Below are 23474 nucleotides of genomic sequence, written 5' to 3' on the forward strand. Positions count from 1 at the left end.
ACGGGCTACAAGTCCAGTCGGATGTCTTGATGTAAAGCACGAATATATATAGAAGGAGACTACTCATGTCTATACAGCAAAAAAAGACCGGTCCGCTCATTCTGCTGATGGTCAATATGTTCATCGCAATGCTCGGCATCGGCTTGATTATCCCGATCCTGCCTGAGTTTCTGAAGGAATTCGGAGCAGGCGGCAAGACGGCCGGCTATCTCGTTGCAGCCTCCGGCCTCACCCAGTTTATCTTCTCGCCGATTGTCGGTGAATTGTCTGACAAATATGGCCGCAAGAAGATGATCGTTGCTGGTCTGGCCCTCTTTACCCTGTCCCAGCTGCTGTTCGCCTTCGCAGGCGAGGTATGGATGCTGTACCTGTCCCGCCTGCTCGGTGGTATGGGCGGCGCGGCCCTGATCCCGCCAATGATGGCGTTTGTGGCCGATATTACAACCGATGAGGACCGCGGCAAGGGCATGGGCATGCTCGGAGCAGCAATGTCTCTCGGCTTCGTCGTAGGCCCTGGCGTTGGCGGGTTCCTGTCGGAGGTCAGCCTCCGTACACCCCTGTACGTTTCCGCCGCTGTAGCTGCGGTTGCCCTAGTGCTCTCCTCTATCATTCTCCCGGAGACGCTGAGCAAGGAGCGGCAGCTGGCAGCGCGGGCGGTTACGGCCAAGAAGGAGAACATTTTCAAGCAGTTCGTGTTCTCGGCTAAAGCGCCGTATTTCGTACCACTGCTGCTTGTGTTCGTCCTGACACTGGGTCTGATGAATTTTGAAGCGATCTTCCCGCTTTACGCTGATGCCAGCTATAACTTCTCCACGAAGCAGATCTCTGTCGTCATTACGGTAGGCGCTTTGGTGGGAACGGTCATCCAGGCGATGCTGATTGACAAAATTCTTCGCCGGTTCGGGGAAGTCAAGCTGATCTCTGCCAGCTTCCTGGCGGCGGCTGTCTGCATGGTGCTGCTGCTGCTCTCCAGCAACTTCTGGTATGTGCTGGGCATATCGGTCCTGTTCTTTGTGTTCACAGCTATCATGCGCCCTGCGATCAATACCCTGCTGTCCAAGATGGCTGGCAATGAACAAGGCTTTGTGGCCGGCATGAACAATGCCTATATGAGCGTGGGTAACATCGTAGGTCCGGCGATTGCGGGCAACCTGTTCGATGTTCACATTAACATTCCGTATTTATTCGGAGCCTGCATTCTGATCGGCGGTGTCGTCCTCAGTATGATCTGGGCTTCCCGCCGCGGGATAGCGCCTGCTGTCCCGGCTGCCGTGCAGGAGTAATTTTATCCTCTGCATTGAATGGGAAAGAACACCGGTGCAGGATGCCGGTGTTCTTTTTGTGTATAGATTTGACCTGTTTACGCTCCTTTTATAAAAGGGTAAACATTTGGTAGGCATTGGGTAGTTTGGTTAACAGCCTTTTGACTTCCTTTACAAAACGAGTCATAATACAATTTGTTAATCCCTTACAAATATTGTTTGAATACAGCAGCGCCTGATGAGAGCTGTTTTGCTTCAAATGAATGAAAGGAAGGCGGTTTATCCGTGTTTGCACAGAACCGGCTTCGGCTGACAATGTCGATGACGAAGCCCTTTATCTTTTTTTCCGTCCTTATGGTGCTCAAGAGCTACCTGGCCTGGGCCGTCATCTTTGACGACGTTATGCCCTGGCGTCCGCTGCTGGCAGAAATCCCGTTTATCTGGCTGATCTTCAGCCTGATTGAAGGCTTTGCCTCCAAGCGCAAAATGGCGGTGTATATGTCAGTGAACCTGCTGCTCACCGGTATTTTTTTCGCGGCCATTATGTATTACAAATATTACGGCGTCATGGTCAATTATCATGCACTGGAGCAGGTGAATCAGGTTACCGCGGTCAGTAACAGTGTATTCTCACTGATGGACCCTCATTTTCTGCTCATTTTTACCGACATTATTGTATTGTTTATTCTGCTGTGGAGAAATGACAAAGTGAAGGCCTGGAAGCAGGAGCACGCCCGCAGAACCCGCCGTTCACTGGCTTCGATTGTATTTGTCTTCTCGCTGCTGCTCTGCATCTTTCAAATTCTCCCCAACCGCACAGCCATGAACGAAATCGTCCAGGCGCAAGAGATGGGCATTCTCAACTATGAGCTGTACACCATCCTGAAGTCGGAGGAGATTGAGCTCGCAGATGCAGAGAGCATTACACAGGAACGGATCCAGAAGCTCAAGGGGATCACTCCGGCAGCCGCACCGATTTATGAAGGTATAGCCCAAGGCAAGAATGTGATTCTAATCCAGATGGAGTCATTCCAGACCTTCTTGATGAATCTGAGCATTGATGGTCAGGAAATTACACCTAACATGAACAAGATCGCGGCAGAGAGCCTTTATTTCCCGAACTTCTACCAGAATGTCGGCCAGGGAAACACCTCGGATGCCGAGTTTGTGGTCAACACCTCCTTCTACATTCCGCCCCGGGGCGCGGCGACCCAGCACTATGCTGACCGGCAGCTGCCCAGCCTTCCGAAGCTGCTGAAGGAGGATGGGTATCAGTCGGCCACCTTCCATACGAATGTTGTGGAATTTTGGAATCGTGGAGAGCTGTACAAGGCTCTGGGCTTTGATCATTATTATGACAAGGCATTTTTCGGGGAAGAGGATCAGGTGTTCTTCGGCGCTTCTGATGAAACCCTGTACCGCAAGACCGCTTCACAAATGAAGCAGCTGGGTGAGGCGGAACAGCCCTTCTACGCCCAGGTCATCTCCATGACGGCTCACCATCCGTATACGATTCCGGAGGAGAAGCATCAGATGGAGCTGCCGGAGCGCTATGAGGACACCTTCGTGGGAGACTATATTCGCTCGCAGAATTATGCCGATTACGCGCTGGGGCAGTTTATGGAGCAGCTTAAGCAGGACGGCATTTGGGAAGACAGCCTCATTATCGTATATGGCGACCATCTGGGACTGCCCATTTATTCTCTGGACCCTGATGACAAGCAGCTGATGCGTGAAATTTTGGGCCGTGAATATGTGACCGCCGATATGATTAACATTCCGTTTATGATTTACGGTGAGGGCATCGAGCCAGGCGTTGCGCCGCAGATCGGCGGACAGATCGACATCCTGCCGACGGTAGCCAATCTGACCGGCGCTTCACTGGAAGAGCAGCTATACTTCGGTCAGGATCTGCTGAATGCAACGGAGAGCAATCTCTTGCCTGAGCGTTATTATCTGCCATCCGGCTCTTTCATCAACAACACCAGTCTGTTTATGCCGGGCAACAGCTATGATGATGGCACGGTATACCCGCTGCCGAGTCATACCGCTGCTCAAATGTCTGCAACAGAAGATGAATTTAACCGATCTTTGGAGCTCTTGCATTTGTCAGACAGCTACATCCGGCAGCTGCCGTTTCATACTCCGCAAGAGTAGCTTCATTGTATAAACAACCTGCATCCTCTTTGGTCTCTTTGAGACGAAGGAGGATTTTTTTATATTTATTTTTTATGTTATGTATTCTTACACAAACTTTAGACCTTTTCATGAAAATAAATCCAATAAAACAGGGCATTTGCAAGAAAATTTATGAAATTCACGGGTATTACCTTCTTTAAGGTTGGATAATACGTCTTTTTGGACGATTTTGCCTGTAAATCAGTTTTGTTAAAATATCTCACATCATATTATGATTCCTCCAAGAAGTCGTTTATATGTAATCTTAACTTACATAAGACTGACACAATTACTGGAGGTTGATGACATGAAGAATTGGAAAGCTACCGGAATAAAATGGACCCTCGCCGCAAGTATGGCTGTCACCGCCATCCTGCCTCTGACGTACAGCGCTCCATCAACTTATGCTGCTGATGCTGTCGTTTCCAAAGTGGAGGTGGTCAAACGCCTGCCTATGGTTCAGGTCATCGCGACCGGGGGCACTATTGCCGGACAGTCTGTCGATGAAACGAGCTTTACCAAATACCGCTCGGGCACCCTGCTCGTAGAGGATATGGTAGCGGCCCTGCCGAACAAGGATCAGATCGCCGACGTCAGCTCGTACCAATTCGGTAACTCCGGCTCCAGTGCTTATACGATCGAGCAGCTGTATGATCTGTCCAAAGCTGTAGATGAAGCGTTGAAAACCCAGGACGGTGTTGTCGTAACGACCGGCACCGATACGATGGAAGAGATTGCTTACTTCCTTGATTTGACGGTACGAAGCCCGAAGCCGGTCGTCATTACAGGCTCCATGAGACCTTGGACGGTTATCGGATCGGATGCTCAAGCAAACCTGTACAATGCCATCAAGCTGGCAGCGAGCGGCAAAACGAAATATTTCGGAACGGTGCTGATGCTGAACGACGAGTTCCACGCAGCACGTGAAGTGACCAAAGCGAACTCTTACCGTACAGATACCTTCGTTTCTCCGGGCGTCGGCTCCCTGGGTCATATTGACGGCGACATGATCCGCGTCTACCGCGCTCCATTCCGCGCAATGAAATACGGCGGCCAATGGGCTACTCCGTTTGATCTGAACAAGATTGGCAAAGAGGAGCTGGCCAAGGTCGAAATCGCCTACTCCTACCAGGATGCAGGAGCAGGTGCAATCAGCGGCTTTGCCAAGGCGGGTGCTGACGGTATTGTCACTGCAGGAACCGGCGCAGGCGGCATCTCCCGGGCTATGAGCGAGGAGCGCAAGCAGGCGATTGAAGAGGGCGTCATCTTCGTATCCACCACCCGTACCGGATCGGGCAGCAACTACTCCAGCGGCGAAGGCATTATTGGCGGCGACAACCTGAACCCGGCTCATGCCCGCATCATGCTGCTGCTCAGCCTGTCCTTCTCCGAGAACTTTGACACCATTAAAGGCTGGTTTGAAACCTACGGCTACGGTCAGGTAGAGGCACGCAAATAAGACAGCATAAATCGTTAAAAAAAATCAGCCCTGCAGGCGAAGCATTCCAGCCTGCAGGGCTGATTTATGTGCGGTTTGCAGCAGCCTCTGCTTCATGGAGGGAGCAGCCGGTTTAACGACTGCAGGTTATGTGTAATTTGACATAAAGCCAATATATTTCTTATGATAAAAGAAATATATTGAAATGTAAGCCTTGAACATATCATGCACCGTAACCCGCTGCGGATTAGGAGTGACGACGTGGACGACCCCATACGAAGGATAAGCAGGCTGCGCCAATACGTGCGGAGCTTATCCTCTAACCGACAGGACCATCATGAACAGGCTTCCCGCATGTTTTTGATTCGGAAGCACCGGCTTCTGGAGCCTTTGAAATTCAGGTCGAATTATGTGAGAGTGCAGTGCATATTTCACAGTGGCTTTGCCGTAAGCTAGAGCAACAGATTCGGACCAGAAAAAGATAAAGGATGTGTTTTGTATTGTACGACAGTATAGGCTTTAATTTATTTTTAGTGGCATTACTTATTGCTTTTACAGCCTTTTTTGTCATGACCGAATTTGCGATCGTCAAGATCCGCACCAGCCGGATTGATACCCTGGTTCTGGAGGGGCGCAAGAATTCACTCTCCGCCAAAAAGGTCGTCACCAATCTCGACGGATATCTATCGGCCTGTCAGCTGGGCATCACGATTACAGCACTCGGTCTCGGTTATTTGGGAGAGAGCACTTTTGAAGCGATATTTCACCCGGTATTCGATGCATTAGGACTGCCGACGGCGCTTTCGGGCACCATGTCCTTCTTGTTTGCATTTTTATTTATGACATACATTCACGTTGTGATCGGGGAGCTGGCGCCAAAGACACTGGCGATCCAGAAGGCAGAGCAGATTACACTGCTGACCGCCAAGCCGATCATTTGGTTTTACCGCATCATGTACCCGTTTATCTGGCTCCTGAACGGCTCCGCGAACGGACTGGTGCGGCTGTTCGGTCTTCATCCGGCCAGCGAGCATGAGGAAGCACACTCGGAGGAAGAGCTTCGCATGATTCTGAGTGACAGCTATGAGAGCGGCAAAATCAATCAGAGCGAATACGGCTATGTCAGCCGCATCTTCGCCTTTGACGAGCTGCTGGCCAAAGAAATTATGGTGCCCCGCACCGACATGATCTGCCTGTATGTAGATAAGCCGCTGGCGGCAAATCTGCAGATCATCAAACGGGAGCAGTATACCCGCTTTCCTGTCGTCCGCGGCGACAAGGACCAGGTCATCGGCATGGTCAATACGAAGCAGTTCTTCCTGGAGTTTGACGATAACGCCAGCGTAGATCTCTCGAAGCTGATCCACCCGGCGATGACAGTATCAGAAGCAACACCGGTCAAGAAGCTGCTGAAGAAGATGCAGCAGGAAGGCACGCACATCGCCATCCTGATTGATGAGTACGGCGGAACCTCCGGTATGATTACGATTGAGGACATTCTGGAGGAGATCGTCGGAGAAATTCGGGATGAATTCGATGATGATGAAGAGCTGGAGCTGGTTCAGCCGGAGCCAAACCGCCTCATTGTAGACGGCAAGGTGTCCATTAACCGGATCAACGATATTTTGTTAACCGACTTGAGCACCGAAGAGCTGGATACGATCGGCGGCTGGCTGTACGGGCATAACTCCGAGCTGGTCAAGGGTGACCAGTGGCAGTATAGTCACTTGACCTTCACCGTACTGGAGAAGAAGACGCACCGGTATACGAAGCTGGAGATTGTAAAGGCAGAAGAGGAAGAGACCGATCCGGAAGCAGCGGCAGCGCTGGAGGAGCAGCATTAGGGCGGATGTATTATGTTTAGTAGTAGAATGAGCGGTATCCCGTTAGGGATACTGCTTTTTTTCTTGTCTACACTTTAATGTGGTAGCTCTCTAATGTAATATAGCTAATATCAAATGGCTACTAGACTAGGGGGAGCAAAGACGCATGAGTCGACAAATTGCAATCATCGGAAGCAGCGGAGGAAATCTTTACAATCTGGGTGGTAAAGACCCTCGAAGACTGCTGGGCGAAATTTTAATTCAAATGGAAAGTGCCGACTTAAGCTGTGCTGCGCTTCAATTTATTGCCGCAGAGGCGTCTATGGATCAGGCCAAGCCTGATACCCGGGCTACTCTTTACTCTTGGAAGATGTCTCAAGACGAGCCGGTCATCGCGGCCCAAGGAACGCTGCAGGAAGTAAACGAGGCTGCCCGGCAGCTGGATCAGGACATTGCAGAGCAGATTAGTTTGGGTGAAATTGACGGCATCATCGTCATGAGCGCCGACCCGGAGGGAACCAACCGCCTGGTGTTTGAAGCCGCGGCCCGTCATAAGATCCCGGTGACCGGGACGGGTGGCACCTCCATGGCTGGCATTCAATCCCGAGGCGTTCATGTCATCGCTGCATCCGGCACGACCGGCACGACGAACCGGACACGCGCCGTCACCTTCGTAACCTCACTGTGCAAGCATTGGCGGATGCCGTACCGTCCTGTCATTGGCAGCTCGGCTGGAGCCGGGACAGGAAATGATGCGCTGTCTTCTCCGTGGAAGCGAATCAATCTGCGCGGGATTATGATGGCCTCATTGCCCGGTTTTATCGCGATGGCTCTGATCCTGGCCGCGAGTAAGGTTCCCGGGCTGTCGTCACTGTCCACCGTGTTCGAGCTCATGATCAAGGCGCTGCCGGTCATCTTGGCTGTTATTGCGGCCAAGCAGGTGTCTGAGCTGGATGAAGTGTCGATTGTAGCCGGTATTGTGGCAGGTGTGCTGTCTACAGAAGGCGGCATTATCGGCGGAATTATCGGCGGGATCGGGGCCGGACTGCTGGTGCACTATATTTTTCGTAAATGTGTGGAATGGCGCTTTCCCGCAACGACAGTGAACATTGCCGCTGGAGGCTTGGCAGGCCTGATCTCAGGTTTAGCTGTATACTTCCTGATCGCTCCAATCGCGCTGGCCGCCGGAGAAGGCATTCGCGGCCTGATTGAAATGCTCGTTTCCTTCAGCCCGGCCATCGCTGGATTGATCGCCGGCCTGCTCATCTGGCCAGCCATTATTGGCGGAGTATACCACGCCGCCATTCTGCCGATCGTGCTGCTGGAGATGGAACGCACCGGCAACAGCTTCCTCGGCGCTGTAGACATGGTCGGTCTCGTGATGGTCTCGGCCGGCATTACGCTCGCCAACATCGTAGCCCCAAGAGATAAAGGGGAAGCGGCCGTCGCCGCACCCGGCTTTGCCATGAATATGGGCTTTGGTACCTTTGTCGAAGCTGCGTATCCCTTTATGTTCTCGAACAAGCTGGTGTTCGGCGGAGCTATCATGTCAGCCGGCCTGGGCGGACTGCTGGTGGGTCTGTTCGAAGTCCGCGGAACCGCTTATGTTCCGTCCTTCTTCGCACCGACCTTGTCCAACAATGCGTTTGGCTTTACGATCTCCATGCTGGCGAGCCTGCTGTGCTCGTTCCTCATTACGGTGATACTCAACAAGCTTTCGCTGGGACGCCGTCCCAAGGCTGATGTGAGTATGTAGACTTAGGCGGCGCAAGCCGATGTCACTGGCGCGCATAGGAAAGGGGCTTCTTCATCTTTCGATGAGGAAGCCCCTTTTTTAGAGTTATGGCGCACTGTCGCGATTCAAGGCTTTACCAGTTCATAATAATCCCGAAACTCCAGCGGTTCCCGATCCTTCGCACTCACACTGAAGTAAAGCTCGGGGCGCCCGGCCGGATGCGCCTTCATTGTATAGTAGCCGGTGGACCAGCTGTATTCTACCTCGGTGACCTCAAAGGTCTCCTGGTATTTATCCTGCAAATATTGCTCTGCTGCACTGCTTGCTGCAGCCTGCTCCCGCTCTGTTTTGGTAAAAGGCATCATTCCGACGGTATAACCTCCATACAGACTGCCCGCAAAAAGAGCTACACCGAGCAATCCGCGCAGCAGGAGACCTGGTGCAGCCAGGCGCCGCTCTTTGTTCAGCTGCTCTTGCCCATCCTTCGGTCTCCTGAAATACATCGCGGCGACCCCCACACCGATCAGATGAATCAACAGCATCGCCGGAGCAATCAGCAAGCCCATAAAACCGAGGGTGAAGAAGAACAGCACTACCGCCAAACCTTGAAAGACGATGAACAGAAGGGCCCAGAATATCATCCAGCCCGTACCGATGTACATCATCCCTGCTCCCGTAGCGATCAGTGACAGCACGACAGCCGTCCAGCGATGCTTATTCCAGTTGTTCCAGTTCACCGCATCCTCCTGCTTTTTCACCGTTCTCCCCCTGCCCTTCATGCACCTTGTATTAGGACACATTCCCTTTAGCCTGTTAAGCTTTCGGGTGAATCATCTCCTCCGGACGAACATATTGATCAAACTCCTCCTCCGTCAGCAGCCCGCTGGCGAGCGCGGCTTCTTTGAGCGTCGTTCCTTGCTGATGTGCCTGCTTCGCGATGGCTGCCGCATTCTCGTACCCGATATGCGGGTTAAGCGCGGTAACCAGCATCAGCGAGCGCTCCATATTAGAGCGCAGCACCTCCAGATTCGCTTCAATACCGACCGCACAGTTCTCATTGAAGGAATTCATGCCATCAGCCAGCAGCCGTGCAGATTGCAGGAAGTTATAAATAATGACCGGCTTGAACACGTTCAGCTCAAAATTCCCCTGGCTCGCGGCAAAACCAATCGCGGCATCATTGCCCATCACCTGACACACGATCATGGTCAGCGCCTCGCTCTGTGTCGGGTTGACCTTGCCTGGCATAATAGAGCTGCCCGGCTCATTCGCGGGGATCGTTAACTCGCCAATGCCGGAGCGCGGGCCGCTTGATAGCCAGCGGACATCATTCGCGATTTTCATCAGATCAGACGCCAGCGCCTTCATCGCCCCGTGCGCAAATACCAGCTCATCGTGGCTGGTCAGGGCGTGGAACTTGTTCTCCGCGCTGGAGAAGCTCTTACCCATGGCCGAGCTGATTTCTGCCGCTGTTTTGGCGCCGAATTCCGGGTGTGCATTGATGCCGGTTCCGACCGCCGTGCCCCCGATGGCCAGCTCCCGCATCGGCTCTGCAGCGGAAGCGATCATGAGCTCGCACTTCTCCAGCATGCGGTGCCAGCCGCTGATCTCCTGGCCTAGCGTAAGCGGCGTGGCGTCCTGCAGGTGGGTGCGTCCGATTTTGATAAGATCCATATATTCGTCACTCTTGACCTTAAACGTATGCTTGAGCTTCTGCAGCGCTGGCAGGACATGATCCTCGACCGCTGCAAGCGCCGCCATATGCATCGCCGTCGGAAACGTATCGTTCGAGCTCTGCGACTTGTTCACATCATCATTAGGGTGAATGGTGCTGGCACTGCCCCGCTCCTTCAGCAGCTGATTGCCTCGGGCCGCGAGCACCTCGTTCATATTCATGTTGGATTGCGTGCCGCTGCCCGTCTGCCACACCACCAGCGGAAAATGGCTGTCCCATTTGCCAGCCAGCACCTCATCTGCCGCGTCGGCAATAGCCTGGGCCTTATCCTCATCCAGCTTGCCCAGCTGGCGGTTCGCCAGCGCTGCGCTTTTCTTCAGGACGGCAAAAGCATGGACGATCTCCATCGGCATGATTTCCGTTCCGATCTTGAAATTCTCCAGGCTGCGCTGCGTCTGGGCCGCCCACAGCTTGTCAGCCGGCACCTTCATCTCACCCAGGGTATCCTTTTCTATACGATAGTCCATCTAAATTCCTCCTTTAGTGTGCGCTCGGGCCAAGGCCGTGACAACGCTTCAACCATGTATTTACCCTATTATTGCATATTTCCCTGCTCAAATAAAAAAAGAGCCCGCAAGGGCGCAGGCTGCGTTGGGCGCAAGACCGCGGACCGGGTGGCGGGCGACGGGCGCAGCGAGTTCGGTTTTTCGCGTTCGTTTGCTCCAGAACCGGCACAGCGACGCATCGAGGTCGGTTTTTCGCATTCGTTTGCTCCAGAACCGCCGCAGCGACGCATTGAGTTCGGTTTTTCACGTTCGTTTGCTTCACAACCGCCACAGCGTCGCATTGAGTTCGGTTTTTCGCGTTCGTTTGCTCCAGAACCGCCACAGCGACGCATCGAGGTCGGTTTTTCGCATTCGTTTGCTCCACAACCGCCGCAGCGTCGCATCGAGGTCGGTTTTTCGCGTTCGTTTGGCGCGGGGGCGGGCGACGGCAGCATCGAGTTCGGTTTTTCGCATTCGTTTGGCGCAGGGACGGACGGCGGCGGCATCAAGTTCGGTTTTTCGCATTCGTTTGCTCCAGAACCACCGCAGCGTCGCATTGAGTTCGGTTTTTCGCGTTCGTTTGCTTCACAACCGCTACAGCGACGCATCGAGTTCGGTTTTTCGCGTTCGTTTGCTCCAGAACCGCCACAGCGCCGCATTGAGTTCGGTTTTTCGCATTCATTTGGCGCGGGGACGGACGGCGGTCGCATCGAGTTCGGTTTTTCGCATTCGTTTGGCGCGGGGACGGGCGGCGGCCGCATCGAGTTCGGTTTTTCGCATTCGTTTGGCGCGGGGGGCGGGCGGCGGCGGCATTGAGTTCGGTTTTTCGCGTTCGTTTGGCGCGGGGGCGGACGGCGGCGGCATTGAGTTCGGTTTTTCGCATTCGTTTGGCGCGGGGGCGGACGGCGGCGGCTTGCTGCTAACCCTCCCCGGATGAAATGAGCTCAAGATTTGCAGTATAATAAATGTGGACCAGGATTTTAGGCGAAATAGGCTGTAATAAGCATAAACCGAGGAGGAATGCACATGCTAGTGGTTACGAACACGATCAAGGTTACGCCGGGCTACGGCAAGGAGCTGTCGCAGCGGTTTGCCCAGAACAAGGGCGTTCAGGATATGCCGGGATTTATCCGTCTCGAGGTATGGCATGAGGCGAAGGAAGGCCAGGATTATGAAGAGCTGAAGGTGTGCACGGTCTGGGAGAACGAGGACGCCTTTAAAGGCTGGACCTCCAGCGAGTCCTTCCGACAGGCGCATCGTGGCGGGGGCAGCGAGCATATGCTGGGCGCGTCCTTGAATAAATACGAGCTGCTGGTCAGCCATCCTCCGGTTCAATAACGAAGGGCATTACCGAACCTGATATGTCAGAGATTGTGCATAAAAATCCTGCCTGGCTCATACCATGGCGGGCTTTTTTGCGTGATTAAACAGGGTTTTTTATATTTTGCAGCAATTCATCAGGGATTCATCCGAACAGACATGATTTCAGCTCAAAAAGCGCATAGGATCAAGGATTTCTCGGATTTCAGAGTGTCCCCATCAGACTTTTTTGGGAATTCGATAGGAAACTTTTATGAGCTGTGTAAACTTCATGTTAAGTATAAACAATGTATCCATCTGCCTATACATTATCCCTCACCTGGACATGCTATGTCAGAAGGATGCCCCTCCTTGCGGCAATTCTCCTTCAGAAGGAGCGTGAGACTTCCATGGAAAGCACCCGTCAGTTCGTCAACAAGATGAATGAAAATGCTGAGAAAGCCCGTCATAACAAGGAAAACAATGGCAAGCGCACTCCTTCCGCCAAGCTCCCGACCAAGCAGCATGGCAACAATCCTTAAAGCATTTCGCGAACATGAAGACGGCTCGTTCAACGAGCCGTCTTGCTTGCATTATATGACATACAGTTTGTATTTTACGCCATATGTATATATGTATTTTAGTGCAAACAATAATCTAAAATATATAAATTACAGCTTGCATCAGACCCTTATTTTCGTAAAATACAACGTAATACATAAATATGAGTGAGGTGGACGTGTACATGAATTTGACATCCGAGATTACACAGGATGCGGTCTCTTATGTAACATCCGTATTTGAAACCGTACAGCAGCGCAATCCGAATGAGCCAGAATTTCATCAAGCCGTAAAAGAAATCGTGGACTCGCTCGTTCCCGTTTTCTCAAGACATCCTAAATACCAGGAGGCAGGTATTCTGGAACGTCTCGTAGAGCCGGAGCGTGTCATTTCTTTCCGTGTTCCATGGGTTGACGATCAGGGCAAGGTGCATGTGAACCGCGGCTTCCGGGTACAATTCAACAGTGCAATCGGTCCTTATAAAGGCGGTCTTCGTTTTCATCCTTCCGTGAACGCCAGCATTATCAAGTTCCTCGGCTTCGAGCAGATTCTAAAAAACTCCCTGACCGGCCTGCCGATCGGCGGCGGTAAAGGCGGCTCGGATTTTGATCCGAAGGGCAAATCGGACAATGAAATTATGCGTTTTTGCCAAAGCTTTATGACTGAGCTTTACAAATATATCGGTCCGGACAGTGACGTTCCGGCTGGCGATATCGGTGTAGGCGCACGTGAGATCGGTTTCATGTTCGGGCAGTACAAGCGCATCCGCGGCGGTAATGAGGCTGGCGTACTGACAGGTAAAGGCTTGAACTATGGCGGCAGTCTGGGCCGTCCGGAAGCTACCGGATACGGCTGCGTCTATTTTGTGGAGGAAATGCTGAAATCCAAGGGTACCAGCTTCCAGGGCAAGACCGTTGTCGTGTCCGGCTCCGGCAACGTGTCCACGTTTGCGATCCAGAAAGCCCAGCAGCTTGGCGCTAAAGTCGTAGCCTGCAGTGATTCCGGCGGCTACATTTACGATCCGGAGGGCATCTGCCTGGATACGCTTCGCCAAATTAAGGAAGTGGAGCGCAAGCGGATCAGCGAGTACGTTCAGCACCGTCCGTCTGCGGTATATTCCGAAGGCTGGCAGGGGATCTGGAACCTGCCTTGTGAAATCGCATTGCCATGCGCAACCCAGAACGAGATCAACGAAGCGGCAGCCGCAGCTCTGATTGCGAATGGCGTCATCGCGATCGGTGAAGGTGCCAACATGCCTTCCACCCTGGGCGCCATCGACTTGTTCCTGAGCAATAACGTACTGTTTGGACCTGCCAAGGCTGCCAATGCCGGCGGCGTGGCTGTATCTGCTCTGGAAATGTCCCAGAACTCCATGAGACTGTCCTGGACCTTTGAAGAGGTGGACGGCAAGCTGCATGAGATCATGAAGAACATCTATAACAGCAGCGTGAAGGCAGCTCAAGAGTACGACTGCCCGGGCAACCTTGTCGTCGGCGCAAATATTGCCGGCTTCCTGAAGGTCGCAGATGCCATGCTCGCTCAAGGCGTCGTATAATTCCATTCCATATCTCTACATTATCCTTCATTCATGCCGGAGTGCTGCACGCACTCCCATGACCATATAGAGGCCCCGGAAAGATCCAGCGATCTTCCTGGGGCCTCTTCTTGTTATAGCTGTACAAGAAAGGAATCCTGCAGCCTGCCTCGCTGCGTCTCTTCCTAAAAAATATCCATGCTCAAATACCGTTCACCGGTATCCGGCGCAATGCAGACGACTCTTTTCCCCGGACCAAGCTTACGGGCTACACGCAAGGCCGCAAACACGGAGGCACCTGAAGAGGGTCCGACCAGGATGCCTTCCTTACGGGCCAGATCTCTGACCGTCTGCAGCGCATCCTCGTCGGCAATCTGAATAATTTCATCATATACATGGGTATTCAATATGGCCGGCACGAATCCCGGGCTCGTTCCCACCAGCTTGTGCGGCCCTGGCTCTCCGCCCGACAGCACGGGCGAGCCCTGCGGCTCCACGACCGCAATATGCAGATCCGGCAGATGCCGGCGCAGCTCCTCTCCTGTGCCCGTGACCGTACCGCCTGTACCCGCTGTGGCGACAAAGGCGTCCAGCCGCCCTTCCATCTGCTGCAGGATCTCCGGTGCTGTCGTGACGCGGTGTACATCCGGATTGGCGCGGTTCTCGAACTGCTGGGGAATGAAGGACCCCGGAATCTGTTCCTTTAGCTCCTGGGCCTTTGCAATGGCACCCGGCATCCGCTGGCTGCTCGGGGTCAGCACGACCTCCGCTCCGTAAGCCTTCAAAATGTTAATCCGCTCTTTGGACATATTATCAGGCATGATCAGAATCGCCCGATAGCCTTTGGCTGCAGCAATCATTGCCAGGCCGATCCCTGTATTGCCGCTGGTCGGCTCGATAATAGTGCCGCCCGGCGTGAGCCAGCCCTGCTCCTCTGCTGTCCGAATGAGGTTGGACGCCGCTCTGTCCTTGACACTTCCTGACGGATTGAACATCTCCAGCTTCACATATACCTCGGCGCTATCTTCAGGCAGCATGCGTCCGAGGCGTACCATGGGCGTGCCGCCGATCATTTCGGCTACGTTATTATATACCTTCACAGCCTTCAGCTCCTTATCATTGATGATCATGAACAAAAAGAAGGACGGACGCTTCATCAGCTCCGCCTCTCTATCATATCATTCTTATCGGATCAGTCCACATTAATGATGGGCCAGATCCAGATGCTTCATGACGCGCTCCCGTACCGCAACAAAGTCTGCACCGTTCCGGTTACGCGGGCGGGGCATCGACAGCTTGATCTGCTCTACAATCCGGCCGGGACGCGGGCTCATCACATAGACCGTGTCCGCCAGGTAGATCGCCTCGTCGATATCGTGGGTGATAAGCAGCACCGTTTTGCCGGTGCCTTCCCAGAGGGTGAGCAGTTCATTTTGCATGGAAATTTTCGTAATGGCATCCAGCGCTCCGAACGGCTCGTCCAGCAGCAGCACCTCCGGGTCCGTAACCAGTGCCCGGGCGATGGCCGCCCGCTGCCGCATGCCGCCGGATAGCTGATGAGGATAATACTTCTGGAAGCCGGTCAATCCGACCTTGGCAAGCACCTCATCCACGCGCTGGCTGCGCTCCTTCTTCCGCATTCCTGCAAGCTCCAGGCCAAAGGCCACGTTGTCCGCAACCGTCCGCCACGGATATAAGGCATGCTCCTGAAAAATAAGCATTCGGCTGGGATCCGGCTTCTCAATGTCTGCCCCGTTCGCCGTAACGGCTCCGCTGCCCGGAGACTCCAGCCCGGCAATCATCCGCAGCACCGTGCTCTTTCCGCATCCGGAGGGTCCGACAATGGCTGCGAACTCCCCTTTTGCGATGCTAAAGTCCACCTGCTCCAGCACACGGAGTGAGCCAAAGGATTTGGATACATTCTTAATATCTATATTCTGCAGCTTAATCCTCTCCTCCCGGTTTGACATAACGGTAACGAAGCAGCCGCTTCTTGAGGCCCTCCAGCAGTACGAGATCCAGCACCGCTGCGATGGAGCCGATAATAATGATGCTCATCAGTACACCTTCCATGTCCGCCACCTCACCGCGCCACTTGGAGTAGAAGCCGAGGCCCGCCATGGCGCCTCCCACCATCTCTGCCGCGATCAGCGAGCGCCAAGCGTTGCCGAAGGCTACCTGAGCGCCGGTTACGAATGCCGGAAGCGATTCCGGCGCAAACACCTTGGATAGCAGCTGGCCCCGGCTCGCGCCCATGACCCGCGCCAGCTCCAGATGCGTCCGGTTGACCCCCTCTGTCGCGTTCAGTACGGACAAAGCCATGGGGAAGAAGCTCGCAATAATAATAACGGTAATAATCGTCTTGCTGCCGAAGCCGAGCAGGATGACGAAGAACGGCACCCAGGTGATCGGCGGAATCGCCTGTAAAATGGAAATCAGGCTGCGGAGATATACAGCAAAGCCCCGGGACACCCCGCCGATCAAGCCCAGCAGCGCTCCGAACAGACAGGCCAGCGGATACCCCCATAGTAAGCGGAACAGGCTGTCTCCAATATGACCCATAAATTCCGGGTCTTGAATACTGTCAAATAAACGGACAAAGACATCCGGCACATCCGGCAGCAGAAACGACGGCAGGAATAGGGCCGTAATCTGCCAAATCGCCAAAAGGCTTCCGACTGCAAGCAGATACGGAAGCACTTTACGCCAGAAGGAGCCGGATGCAGTACGGCTGCGAGTTGTTTTACGCGGGGCAGGTATCATCCGAAGCTCTCCTTTTTCATTATGATCATATCACTGCTGTTACTGCTTACTGCTTCTGCTGCTCATTCTGCCAGCTTAGATCAATCAATTCTTCCACATTGACATCTGTTTCCAGCACGCCTTGCTCTTTCATCATATCGGAAATTTCCTGCATACGTGTAATCTGGTCCGGGGTAATATCCCAGTTGAACACCTGCGTCTCGATCGCCTGCTTGATTACGTCCACGGATTCTACTGTTCCGCCGTGATGGGAATCCATCGTGTCGCCTTCCACAAAATGCTTCATAATAAGGCCTGCGGATTTCACCGGCTCCTCCTGCAGCATTTCGATCGCTTCCTTCTGGGCATCCAGCAGCTTGTTTACAGCGTCACGGTTGTTGTCCAGGTTCTCGTCGGTCGTGATGACGACCATGCAAGGAAACGGCCACACTTTGCCGATCTCATAAATTTGCTTCGCGCCCATCGTATGGGAGGCGATGCTGTCGTAAGGCTCAAACACAAACGCCGCATCCACAGCACCCGAGGACAGAGACTGGATCGCCTGTGCAGGATCTACGTAAACCATTTGCAAATCCTGGCTCGTCAGGCCCGCTTCCTTCAGCACCACACCGTTCAGTACAATATCAGCCGTGCTGCCCTGACCCTGGGAGGCCAGCTTCTTGCCCTTCAGGTCCTCAATCTTGGCAATGCTGCTGTCTTCCTTCACCAATACGCTGTGAAAGCCCAGCTGAGCTCCGCCTACAACCTTTACGCCGGCTCCCTTCGACGCCCAGGAAACCGCGTTCGTAAAGCCCAGCACGCCGGCATCCACCTGCTTGCCTACCATTGCCTTGATTAAATCGGTTCCGCTCTTAAACTTCTGCATCTTGACATTCAGCCCGTGCTTCTCGTACAGCTTCGCTTCATAAGCGAGCATGGCCTGCGCATCATCCATAACGTTTAAATATCCGACGACAAAATCAGTCTTTCCCTCGCCTGCACCGCTGGCTTCATCACTCTTGCTTTCATTCCCGCAGGCAGTCATTGCCATTAGTGCCACTAGCAGCAGACCTATGGTCAGCCCTTTTAATCTCCGGGCATGGGTTCTCATGATAACTTCCTCCTCTAAATATAATCCCTAGAAACACACTAGGATTATAAGGATTTTACTCACTTCTTGTCAATCCTCTATTTTTATCTGCCCGTGCAGAGCATTCATCGCCGTTACAAGAATTTATGTAGAAAAGACCATATCACCGCGCAATGGCTCTATGCTATGCTGAACCTATATAGCCGGCGCTGCAAGCCTGGCCGCAGCATCCGGTGCCATTCCAGAAGAAGGAGGCTGTACCATGTCGGATTTGAATGTTTTGCAGGAGGAGGCGGGTCCGATTCTGCTCCTGGATCGAAGCGGTGACCTGCAGCGAAGAGATGTCCTGAACGCCTTTGCGCTGGATGAGCTGCTGTGCAGACAGACGGGGGCCGGAGGGCCGGCCATCTGCCATATCTGGAGGCATCCCGGCGCTCTCGTCATGGGCGTTCGCGACAGCCGGCTTCCCGGCGCCGCGGCTGCATCCCGAAGCATCCGGAAGCTCGGCTATGACGTTGCTGTCCGGCACTCCGGCGGTGCAGCCGTACCGCTGGATCCCGGCGTTGTCAATGTATCACTGATCGTTCCTTTGAGCAGCGGCCCGGGGCAGGGCGACTTCCAGCCGGCCTTCCACCGGATGGCCGGGCTCATCGAGCAGGCACTCCGCGGAACCGGCCGCCAGGTAAGGGCAGGCGAAATTGCCGGCGCCTTCTGCCCCGGCGCTTTTGACCTCAGCATCTCCGGGCAGAAGTTCTGCGGCATCGCCCAGCGCCGCCAGAGCAAAGCGCTGATCGTGCAGGCGTTCATTATTGCGGAAGGGTCGGGAGGAAATCGGGCCGACCTTGTGCGCGCCTTCTATGAGGAAGCCGCCGGCGACACGCCGCCAGAGCTTTATCCCAAGGTCACGAGAGAATCCACGGCCAGCCTGCAGGAGCTCACCTCACTTGGTGCCCTGGCGGTGCCTGAGCTAATCCGGCTCCTGAAGGAGACGGTGCGTATGCAGCAGCAGTCCTTCAGCCCCGAGGCCATGGACGCCGCAGCAGCCGCCCTGCGCCTGCCGCGGGAGGAAGAGGTCGCGGCCATGACCCAGACGCTGCGGCAGCGGTATACCTCTTAATACCGAACCAAGACACGCTTCAAAAACCCTGCAAGGCGCATAGGCACGCCCTGCAGGGTTTTTGAGGTAACCGCTTGTTTTTAGAGACTGGCCTGATGCTCCCGGTCACGCTCCACCCGGCCATACGTGACCTCAGCGCCTTCTGTCGGGGCCGCCCAATGTACGGCGTTCTGGATCACCTGCATCACTTCCGGCTGATGATAGGTCGGAAAGGTTTCGTGTCCGGGACGGAAATAGAAGATTTTGCCCGTGCCTCTCCGGTAGCAGCAGCCGCTGCGAAACACCTCGCCGCCCTCAAACCAGGAGATGAACACCAGCTCATCCGGTGCCGGAATTTCAAATCGCTCGCCGTACATCTCTTCCTTCTCAATCTCGATGAAATCACTCAAGCCGTTCGCGATGGGATGACCCGGCTCTACCACCCAGAGCTTCTCCCGCTCACCGTCATCCCGCCACTTCAGAGACGGGGTATTCGTCCCCAGCAGCTCCGTGAAGATCTTCGCGCCGTGGCCAGAGTGAAGCACGATCAGCCCCATTCCGTCCAGTACGCGCTGCTGTACTTTTTCAACGATATCATCCTGTACCTCGTCATGCGCCTTATGGCCCCACCAGACCAGTACATCCGTGTTGTCCAGCACCTCCTCGCTCAGACCATGCTGCGGCTCATCCAGCACCGCGGTCCGTACCTTCAGTCTGCTGTCCTTGCGAAGATAGCCGGCAATGGCTTCATGAAGCCCATTCGGATAAATGCTGTGTACCTGCGGATTCTGCTTCTCATGCCGATATTCATTCCATACTGTCACCTGAATGTCATTCATGCTTGAGCTCTCCCTTCCGTTGCATCCAAAGCTACCTATTATAAATAAAGCTCCCGCCCTAGAACCAATGCTTCCCTCGTGCTCCAAAACCTGATGTTACCCATTACCCCAATCCCCGCTCCAAGACGCTGCAATCCCGAGACGTTGTGACCTGTATGCTGTATGTTAGCTCAGTTAAAAGCGTTCCCTTTATGTAATCTAACACATTATAGAAAAGCTGATCGGATCCTATGATTGCATCTTTCTTTCTATAAAAACATCAAAAAACAAGCCGTCCCGGCTTTCACCGTTACGGCTTGCTCCTGTGCATATTCTGCAGCTATATTACAGCCTAGCGCGCATCTGCACGGCGGTCGTCAGCTACATCTCCAAAAAATTTAATGGAGTACAGCGCACACAGGCCGACAATAGTATAGATGACGCGGGCACCGGCGGACTCCTGGCCTCCGAAGATTGAAGCGACCAGATCATACTGGAACAGACCGACAAGCAGCCAGTTAATCCCGCCGATAATGAGCAGAAGCAGCGCAATAGTGTTCATGGTTTTCACGTTGGTTTCCTCCTCGTCTGGAGTTTGATGGATGCGTAATTCATAGCAAGCTGACCACGATGAGCATGCTAACAACAATTTTCCCTATTCTCTTCGCTTTTAGTCACATGCCGTGAAATTGACTGCCTGAAGGCTTCTCCCCATCCTCCAGCGGCTTGCTTCTGATGAAATCCTCCAGATGCTGATCTGCCTTGGATTGATTGCAATCCATACAAGCGCAGACACAATTCACCGGTGTCGTATGCCCGCCCTTTGCCCGGGGCAGGAGGTGATCAATCGTGTTTCCATAGTTTCCGCAAAAATAACACTGGTATGCATCGCGCTCCAAAATATATTTGCGAAAGCCCTTGTTCGTATATAAGCGGCGGATGGTATTCCGGTTGACGACGACCGCTGCGCTTTCATTCACCAGGATTTCCGCGAGCTGCGGATCAATATCCTGCTGCCAGCGGCGGTTCTTGTCGGTGCGGCCCCGCATCCGTATAAAGCCGGCCCGGGTCGGCACCAGGCGCGCAGCATCATACGGGTCCGGCTGCCCCGGCACCCGGGGAGGCCTCGGCGGTGCAGCCGGACGCCCCTTCGCCGAGGTCTTTGCGGCGGGAGGCACATTCAAGGCGGTGTCCCGGCGGGCGGCTGATTGGCGGCGCCTTTTCACTTGATTGCCGCCAGATCCTCCACTGTGCCCGCCCTTGCTGCTGGATTCCGCTGCTGACTGTACAGCGGCATCGCTGGCCAGCAGCACCTGCTCCGCAGCTTTAGCCCGTGCTTTGGCCCGCTTGCGGGCGGCTCTTCGTTTTTGCGTCCGTGTCAGCTTGTTTCCTGGCATATGGATATTATTCATCATGAAGCCGGACAAAAGGCCGGCAGAATTCACCCCAAACTTGTTATGGTGACAAGTATTACCCAAATCCATCCTTTTCACAAACGTCAATCCGCCGGCCAGCGAACTTCTATCCCTGAAGAGGGGATTTCAGCATATCGAGAAATACATCAACGGCTTTGGTGCGGTAAGGTGTATGGTGCAGAATCCAGGAAAAAGGCCTGACCACCGCTTCTCCACGCAGCGGCACCAGCAGCAGCGAGCCCAGCTGCAGCTCCTTCTGCACTGCCCAGCGGGAGAGCAGTGAAATGCCAAGGCCCGCCTCGACGGACTCCTTGATTAGCTGCGTGCTCCCAAACTCCAGCGTGTACGGCGGTCGCTGACCGCGCGCCTCAAACATCCGCTCGGCCGCGCGCCGGGTGCCCGAGCCGCTCTCCCGCAAAATCCAGGTCTCCTGCAGCAGCTCTTGCAGCTCAAGCTCTCGTCTTCCCTGAAACCTCGGTTCATTGGGAACGACAAGCTGCAGCTCATCCTGGGCAAAGGGACTCACCAGCAGCTTGGCATGCTCGTACTCGCCCTCGACAATGCCGATATCAATCTCATAGTTAAGAACCATCTCGCCAATGACATCGGTATTGCCAATATGAATGCTGGGACGGACGAGCGGATATTGCTGCTTCAGCCGGGCCAGCAGGCGCGGCAGGACATATTCGCCAAACGTATAGCTGGCACCGATTGCCAGCTCGCCCCCGGCCCGGTTCATAACGTCATCCACCAGGGACTGCATGGCCGTATAGGTGCCGAGAATGGATTTGGCGTGATGGTAGACAATATCTCCTGCATGAGTAGGCCGGACATATTTATTACTTCGCTCCAGCAGCTTGGCTCCCAGCGACTGCTCCAGGGAGCGGATATACTGGCTGACCGCAGGCTGCGTCATGCTGAGCTCCTCTGCGGCACGGGTAAAATTCTTCTTCTCAATGACGGCAACCAATACCTCCAGCGCTTGATCCATCCCGGGCCAGCCCCTTTACATCATTCTGCAATTCTTACTATAAGAGTTTACTTATCGTGATGATCATAACAATTTATTTTTCTTATCTCAAGTCAGGGGCTACCATGGAGCTACGGCATCATTTTTTACTAACTGGAGGCTTATTGCTTATGATTCCTGAGATCTCTTCCTCTTCTCGCCCAAAATCAAAGATCCACCGTTTAATGAGGCTCTCTCGCCTGCCTGCCCGCAGGCAGATGTTATTCATCGGTGCCGGTGTCCTGTTCACAGCCGCACTGGCCCTATGCGGTCAGCTGCTGTCATGGATTCCGGCGCTCCAGCTGCTGGGACCTCTAACCTGGGGAATCCTGCTTGCCGCCCTGTACCGGCAGCTGCTGGGGTATCCGGAAAGCCTGCGGCCCGGCATTCAGTTTACTTCCAAGAATCTTCTCCGGCTTGCCATTATGCTCTGCGGGCTGAAGCTGGACATGGGAACACTGTTCAGCGAGGGGCCCGGGATGCTGCTCCGGGGCGCTGCCGTCGTCCTCCTGGGCATTACATTAACCTGGTATGCGGCCAAATGGCTGAAGGCAGAGAGCTCCCTGTCTCTTCTGCTAGGCATCGGCACCGGTGTCTGCGGTGCTGCGGCCATTGCGGCAGCCGCACCAATCCTGAATGCCAAGGAGGAGGACACCGCTCTGGGAGCAGGCATGATCGCATTCGTTGGCACGCTGTTTGCTGTCGTATACACACTTGCACAGCCCTTGCTGCCGCTGGATAGCCTGGAATACGGCATCTGGGCCGGGCTCAGCCTGCATGAGCTGGCTCAGGTCGCCTTGGCGTCAGCACCGGCAGGGGAGGAGGCCTTGACGGCCGGCCTGATGGCCAAGCTGGGCCGGGTGTTTCTGCTGCTGCCGCTGTGCTTTGTACTCCTCGCCTGGATGCGGAGAGAAGGCGGGAATGAAACCGCGAAGCGGCCGGCCTTCCCCTGGTTTCTGCTGGGGTTCGCCGCCTTCAGCCTGGCTGGAAGCCTGGCCCCTTCAGGCCAGCCGCTCATCCCGGAGGCTGTGAAGGATTTCGCGGGGGCTGCGGCCTCCTTCCTGCTCGCGATGGCCATGGCAGGCTTCGGCCTGCAGATCCATCTGCGCAGTCTGACCCGGGCCTGGCGCCCGCTGGCTGCCATGCTGCTCTCCTCTGTGCTGCTCTCGATCATCACCTTCTGGATGGTCTGAGCCCCTGCCATCTGCTCTTGACATCAAAAGCCCTGCCGGCACACGCCGCCGGCAGGGCATA

Annotated in this window: 22 protein-coding genes; 12 read left to right on the plus strand and 10 right to left on the minus strand. The window is 54.4% G+C overall.

Annotated features, from left to right (window positions below; all coding sequences use genetic code 11):
- Window positions 1–65 precede the first annotated feature (65 nt).
- The 5 genes from E6C60_RS19705 to E6C60_RS19725 all read left to right on the plus strand — a co-directional run bounded on the left by E6C60_RS19705 (window position 66) and on the right by E6C60_RS19725 (window position 8457).
- A complete protein-coding gene (locus E6C60_RS19705; protein ID WP_138227358.1) occupies window positions 66–1283 on the plus strand; it encodes an MFS transporter in 1218 nt (405 codons plus the stop codon).
- 294 nt (window positions 1284–1577) lie between these two features.
- Window positions 1578–3419, plus strand: coding sequence for an LTA synthase family protein (locus E6C60_RS19710; RefSeq protein ID WP_407669174.1), 1842 nt, complete (start codon window positions 1578–1580; stop codon window positions 3417–3419).
- A 328-nt stretch (window positions 3420–3747) separates the two neighbouring features.
- Window positions 3748–4899: an asparaginase gene (locus E6C60_RS19715; protein ID WP_138227360.1), complete on the plus strand. Its 1152-nt coding sequence runs from the start codon at window positions 3748–3750 to the stop codon at window positions 4897–4899.
- Between the two features lie 479 nt (window positions 4900–5378).
- Window positions 5379–6722: a hemolysin family protein gene (locus E6C60_RS19720; protein ID WP_138227361.1), complete on the plus strand. Its 1344-nt coding sequence runs from the start codon at window positions 5379–5381 to the stop codon at window positions 6720–6722.
- Window positions 6723–6867: 145 nt separating this feature from the next.
- The gene (locus E6C60_RS19725; protein ID WP_138227362.1) at window positions 6868–8457 is read left to right on the plus strand and encodes a PTS sugar transporter; all 1590 of its coding nucleotides are present in this window, start codon (window positions 6868–6870) and stop codon (window positions 8455–8457) included.
- A 104-nt stretch (window positions 8458–8561) separates the two neighbouring features.
- On the opposite strand, the gene E6C60_RS19730 is transcribed toward E6C60_RS19725, so the two are convergent.
- The gene (locus tag E6C60_RS19730) at window positions 8562–9194 is read right to left on the minus strand and encodes a hypothetical protein (RefSeq protein ID WP_138227363.1); all 633 of its coding nucleotides are present in this window, start codon (window positions 9192–9194) and stop codon (window positions 8562–8564) included.
- Between the two features lie 55 nt (window positions 9195–9249).
- Window positions 9250–10638 (minus strand): class II fumarate hydratase, encoded by a 1389-nt coding sequence (gene fumC, locus E6C60_RS19735; protein ID WP_138227364.1) that lies wholly within the window; start codon window positions 10636–10638, stop codon window positions 9250–9252.
- A 54-nt stretch (window positions 10639–10692) separates the two neighbouring features.
- On the opposite strand from fumC, the gene E6C60_RS19740 reads away from it, so the two are divergent.
- The 5 genes from E6C60_RS19740 to gdhA all read left to right on the plus strand — a co-directional run bounded on the left by E6C60_RS19740 (window position 10693) and on the right by gdhA (window position 14071).
- A complete protein-coding gene (locus tag E6C60_RS19740) occupies window positions 10693–11472 on the plus strand; it encodes a hypothetical protein (RefSeq protein ID WP_175415367.1) in 780 nt (259 codons plus the stop codon).
- Window positions 11441–11593 carry a hypothetical protein gene (locus E6C60_RS21040; protein ID WP_175415368.1) on the plus strand — a complete coding sequence of 51 codons (153 nt, stop codon included), beginning with the start codon at window positions 11441–11443 and terminating at the stop codon, window positions 11591–11593. The genes E6C60_RS19740 and E6C60_RS21040 overlap by 32 nt, the downstream gene beginning before the upstream one ends.
- An 89-nt stretch (window positions 11594–11682) precedes the next feature.
- Window positions 11683–11994 (plus strand): antibiotic biosynthesis monooxygenase, encoded by a 312-nt coding sequence (locus E6C60_RS19745; RefSeq protein WP_138227366.1) that lies wholly within the window; start codon window positions 11683–11685, stop codon window positions 11992–11994.
- Window positions 11995–12365: 371 nt separating this feature from the next.
- Window positions 12366–12497: a DUF4023 family protein gene (locus E6C60_RS19750; protein WP_138227367.1), complete on the plus strand. Its 132-nt coding sequence runs from the start codon at window positions 12366–12368 to the stop codon at window positions 12495–12497.
- Between the two features lie 203 nt (window positions 12498–12700).
- A complete protein-coding gene (gdhA, locus tag E6C60_RS19755) occupies window positions 12701–14071 on the plus strand; it encodes an NADP-specific glutamate dehydrogenase (protein WP_138227368.1) in 1371 nt (456 codons plus the stop codon).
- 164 nt (window positions 14072–14235) lie between these two features.
- Here gdhA and cysK read toward each other — a convergent pair whose 3' ends face one another.
- The 4 genes from cysK to E6C60_RS19775 all read right to left on the minus strand — a co-directional run bounded on the left by cysK (window position 14236) and on the right by E6C60_RS19775 (window position 17903).
- Window positions 14236–15150, minus strand: coding sequence for a cysteine synthase A (gene cysK / locus E6C60_RS19760; protein WP_138227918.1), 915 nt, complete (start codon window positions 15148–15150; stop codon window positions 14236–14238).
- A gap of 102 nt (window positions 15151–15252) precedes the next feature.
- Window positions 15253–16020 carry an ABC transporter ATP-binding protein gene (locus E6C60_RS19765; RefSeq protein WP_233281072.1) on the minus strand — a complete coding sequence of 256 codons (768 nt, stop codon included), beginning with the start codon at window positions 16018–16020 and terminating at the stop codon, window positions 15253–15255.
- Window positions 15995–16813, minus strand: a complete 819-nt coding sequence (locus tag E6C60_RS19770) for an ABC transporter permease (protein ID WP_138227369.1) — start codon at window positions 16811–16813, stop codon at window positions 15995–15997. Before E6C60_RS19770 ends, E6C60_RS19765 begins: the two co-directional genes overlap by 26 nt.
- A gap of 46 nt (window positions 16814–16859) precedes the next feature.
- Window positions 16860–17903 (minus strand): ABC transporter substrate-binding protein, encoded by a 1044-nt coding sequence (locus E6C60_RS19775; protein WP_138227370.1) that lies wholly within the window; start codon window positions 17901–17903, stop codon window positions 16860–16862.
- Between the two features lie 241 nt (window positions 17904–18144).
- Here E6C60_RS19775 and E6C60_RS19780 point away from each other — a divergent pair, with 241 nt between their 5' ends.
- The gene (locus tag E6C60_RS19780) at window positions 18145–18999 is read left to right on the plus strand and encodes a lipoate--protein ligase family protein (protein ID WP_138227371.1); all 855 of its coding nucleotides are present in this window, start codon (window positions 18145–18147) and stop codon (window positions 18997–18999) included.
- 80 nt (window positions 19000–19079) lie between these two features.
- Here E6C60_RS19780 and E6C60_RS19785 read toward each other — a convergent pair whose 3' ends face one another.
- From E6C60_RS19785 to E6C60_RS19800, 4 genes are all read right to left on the minus strand, one after another.
- Window positions 19080–19817, minus strand: coding sequence for a ThuA domain-containing protein (locus E6C60_RS19785; RefSeq protein ID WP_138227372.1), 738 nt, complete (start codon window positions 19815–19817; stop codon window positions 19080–19082).
- A 331-nt stretch (window positions 19818–20148) separates the two neighbouring features.
- On the minus strand, window positions 20149–20367 hold the full coding sequence (locus E6C60_RS19790; protein WP_138227373.1) for a DUF378 domain-containing protein: 219 nt from the start codon (window positions 20365–20367) through the stop codon (window positions 20149–20151).
- Window positions 20368–20470: 103 nt separating this feature from the next.
- Entirely contained in the window at window positions 20471–21193 is a 723-nt protein-coding gene (locus E6C60_RS19795) for an HNH endonuclease (RefSeq protein WP_233281073.1), read from the minus strand.
- Between the two features lie 124 nt (window positions 21194–21317).
- Complete coding sequence (locus E6C60_RS19800; protein ID WP_138227375.1) at window positions 21318–22202, minus strand: LysR family transcriptional regulator; 885 nt, start codon at window positions 22200–22202, stop codon at window positions 21318–21320.
- 236 nt (window positions 22203–22438) lie between these two features.
- On the opposite strand from E6C60_RS19800, the gene E6C60_RS19805 reads away from it, so the two are divergent.
- Window positions 22439–23413, plus strand: coding sequence for a YeiH family protein (locus E6C60_RS19805; protein ID WP_233281074.1), 975 nt, complete (start codon window positions 22439–22441; stop codon window positions 23411–23413).
- Window positions 23414–23474: the final 61 nt, after the last annotated feature.

Source organism: Paenibacillus algicola (assembly GCF_005577435.1).
GTDB classification, from domain to species: domain Bacteria; phylum Bacillota; class Bacilli; order Paenibacillales; family Paenibacillaceae; genus Paenibacillus_AQ; species Paenibacillus_AQ algicola.

Excerpts from the sequence above, each read along its gene's own strand:
- E6C60_RS19745 (WP_138227366.1), top strand. The coding sequence starts at position 11,683 with ATGCTAGTGGTTACGAACACGATCAAGGTTACGCCGGGCTACGGCAAG.
- E6C60_RS19715 (WP_138227360.1), top strand. The coding sequence starts at position 3,748 with ATGAAGAATTGGAAAGCTACCGGAATAAAATGGACCCTCGCCGCAAGT.
- E6C60_RS19785 (WP_138227372.1), bottom strand. The coding sequence starts at position 19,817 with ATGAATGACATTCAGGTGACAGTATGGAATGAATATCGGCATGAGAAG.
- E6C60_RS19705 (WP_138227358.1), top strand. The coding sequence starts at position 66 with ATGTCTATACAGCAAAAAAAGACCGGTCCGCTCATTCTGCTGATGGTC.
- fumC (WP_138227364.1), bottom strand. The coding sequence starts at position 10,638 with ATGGACTATCGTATAGAAAAGGATACCCTGGGTGAGATGAAGGTGCCG.
- E6C60_RS19780 (WP_138227371.1), top strand. The coding sequence starts at position 18,145 with ATGTCGGATTTGAATGTTTTGCAGGAGGAGGCGGGTCCGATTCTGCTC.
- E6C60_RS19765 (WP_233281072.1), bottom strand. The coding sequence starts at position 16,020 with ATGTCAAACCGGGAGGAGAGGATTAAGCTGCAGAATATAGATATTAAG.
- E6C60_RS19740 (WP_175415367.1), top strand. The coding sequence starts at position 10,693 with ATGTATTTACCCTATTATTGCATATTTCCCTGCTCAAATAAAAAAAGA.
- E6C60_RS19775 (WP_138227370.1), bottom strand. The coding sequence starts at position 17,903 with ATGAGAACCCATGCCCGGAGATTAAAAGGGCTGACCATAGGTCTGCTG.
- gdhA (WP_138227368.1), top strand. The coding sequence starts at position 12,701 with ATGAATTTGACATCCGAGATTACACAGGATGCGGTCTCTTATGTAACA.
- E6C60_RS19710 (WP_407669174.1), top strand. The coding sequence starts at position 1,578 with ATGTCGATGACGAAGCCCTTTATCTTTTTTTCCGTCCTTATGGTGCTC.
- E6C60_RS19750 (WP_138227367.1), top strand. The coding sequence starts at position 12,366 with ATGGAAAGCACCCGTCAGTTCGTCAACAAGATGAATGAAAATGCTGAG.
- E6C60_RS19725 (WP_138227362.1), top strand. The coding sequence starts at position 6,868 with ATGAGTCGACAAATTGCAATCATCGGAAGCAGCGGAGGAAATCTTTAC.
- E6C60_RS19805 (WP_233281074.1), top strand. The coding sequence starts at position 22,439 with ATGTTATTCATCGGTGCCGGTGTCCTGTTCACAGCCGCACTGGCCCTA.
- E6C60_RS19770 (WP_138227369.1), bottom strand. The coding sequence starts at position 16,813 with ATGATACCTGCCCCGCGTAAAACAACTCGCAGCCGTACTGCATCCGGC.
- E6C60_RS19795 (WP_233281073.1), bottom strand. The coding sequence starts at position 21,193 with ATGCCAGGAAACAAGCTGACACGGACGCAAAAACGAAGAGCCGCCCGC.
- E6C60_RS19800 (WP_138227375.1), bottom strand. The coding sequence starts at position 22,202 with ATGGATCAAGCGCTGGAGGTATTGGTTGCCGTCATTGAGAAGAAGAAT.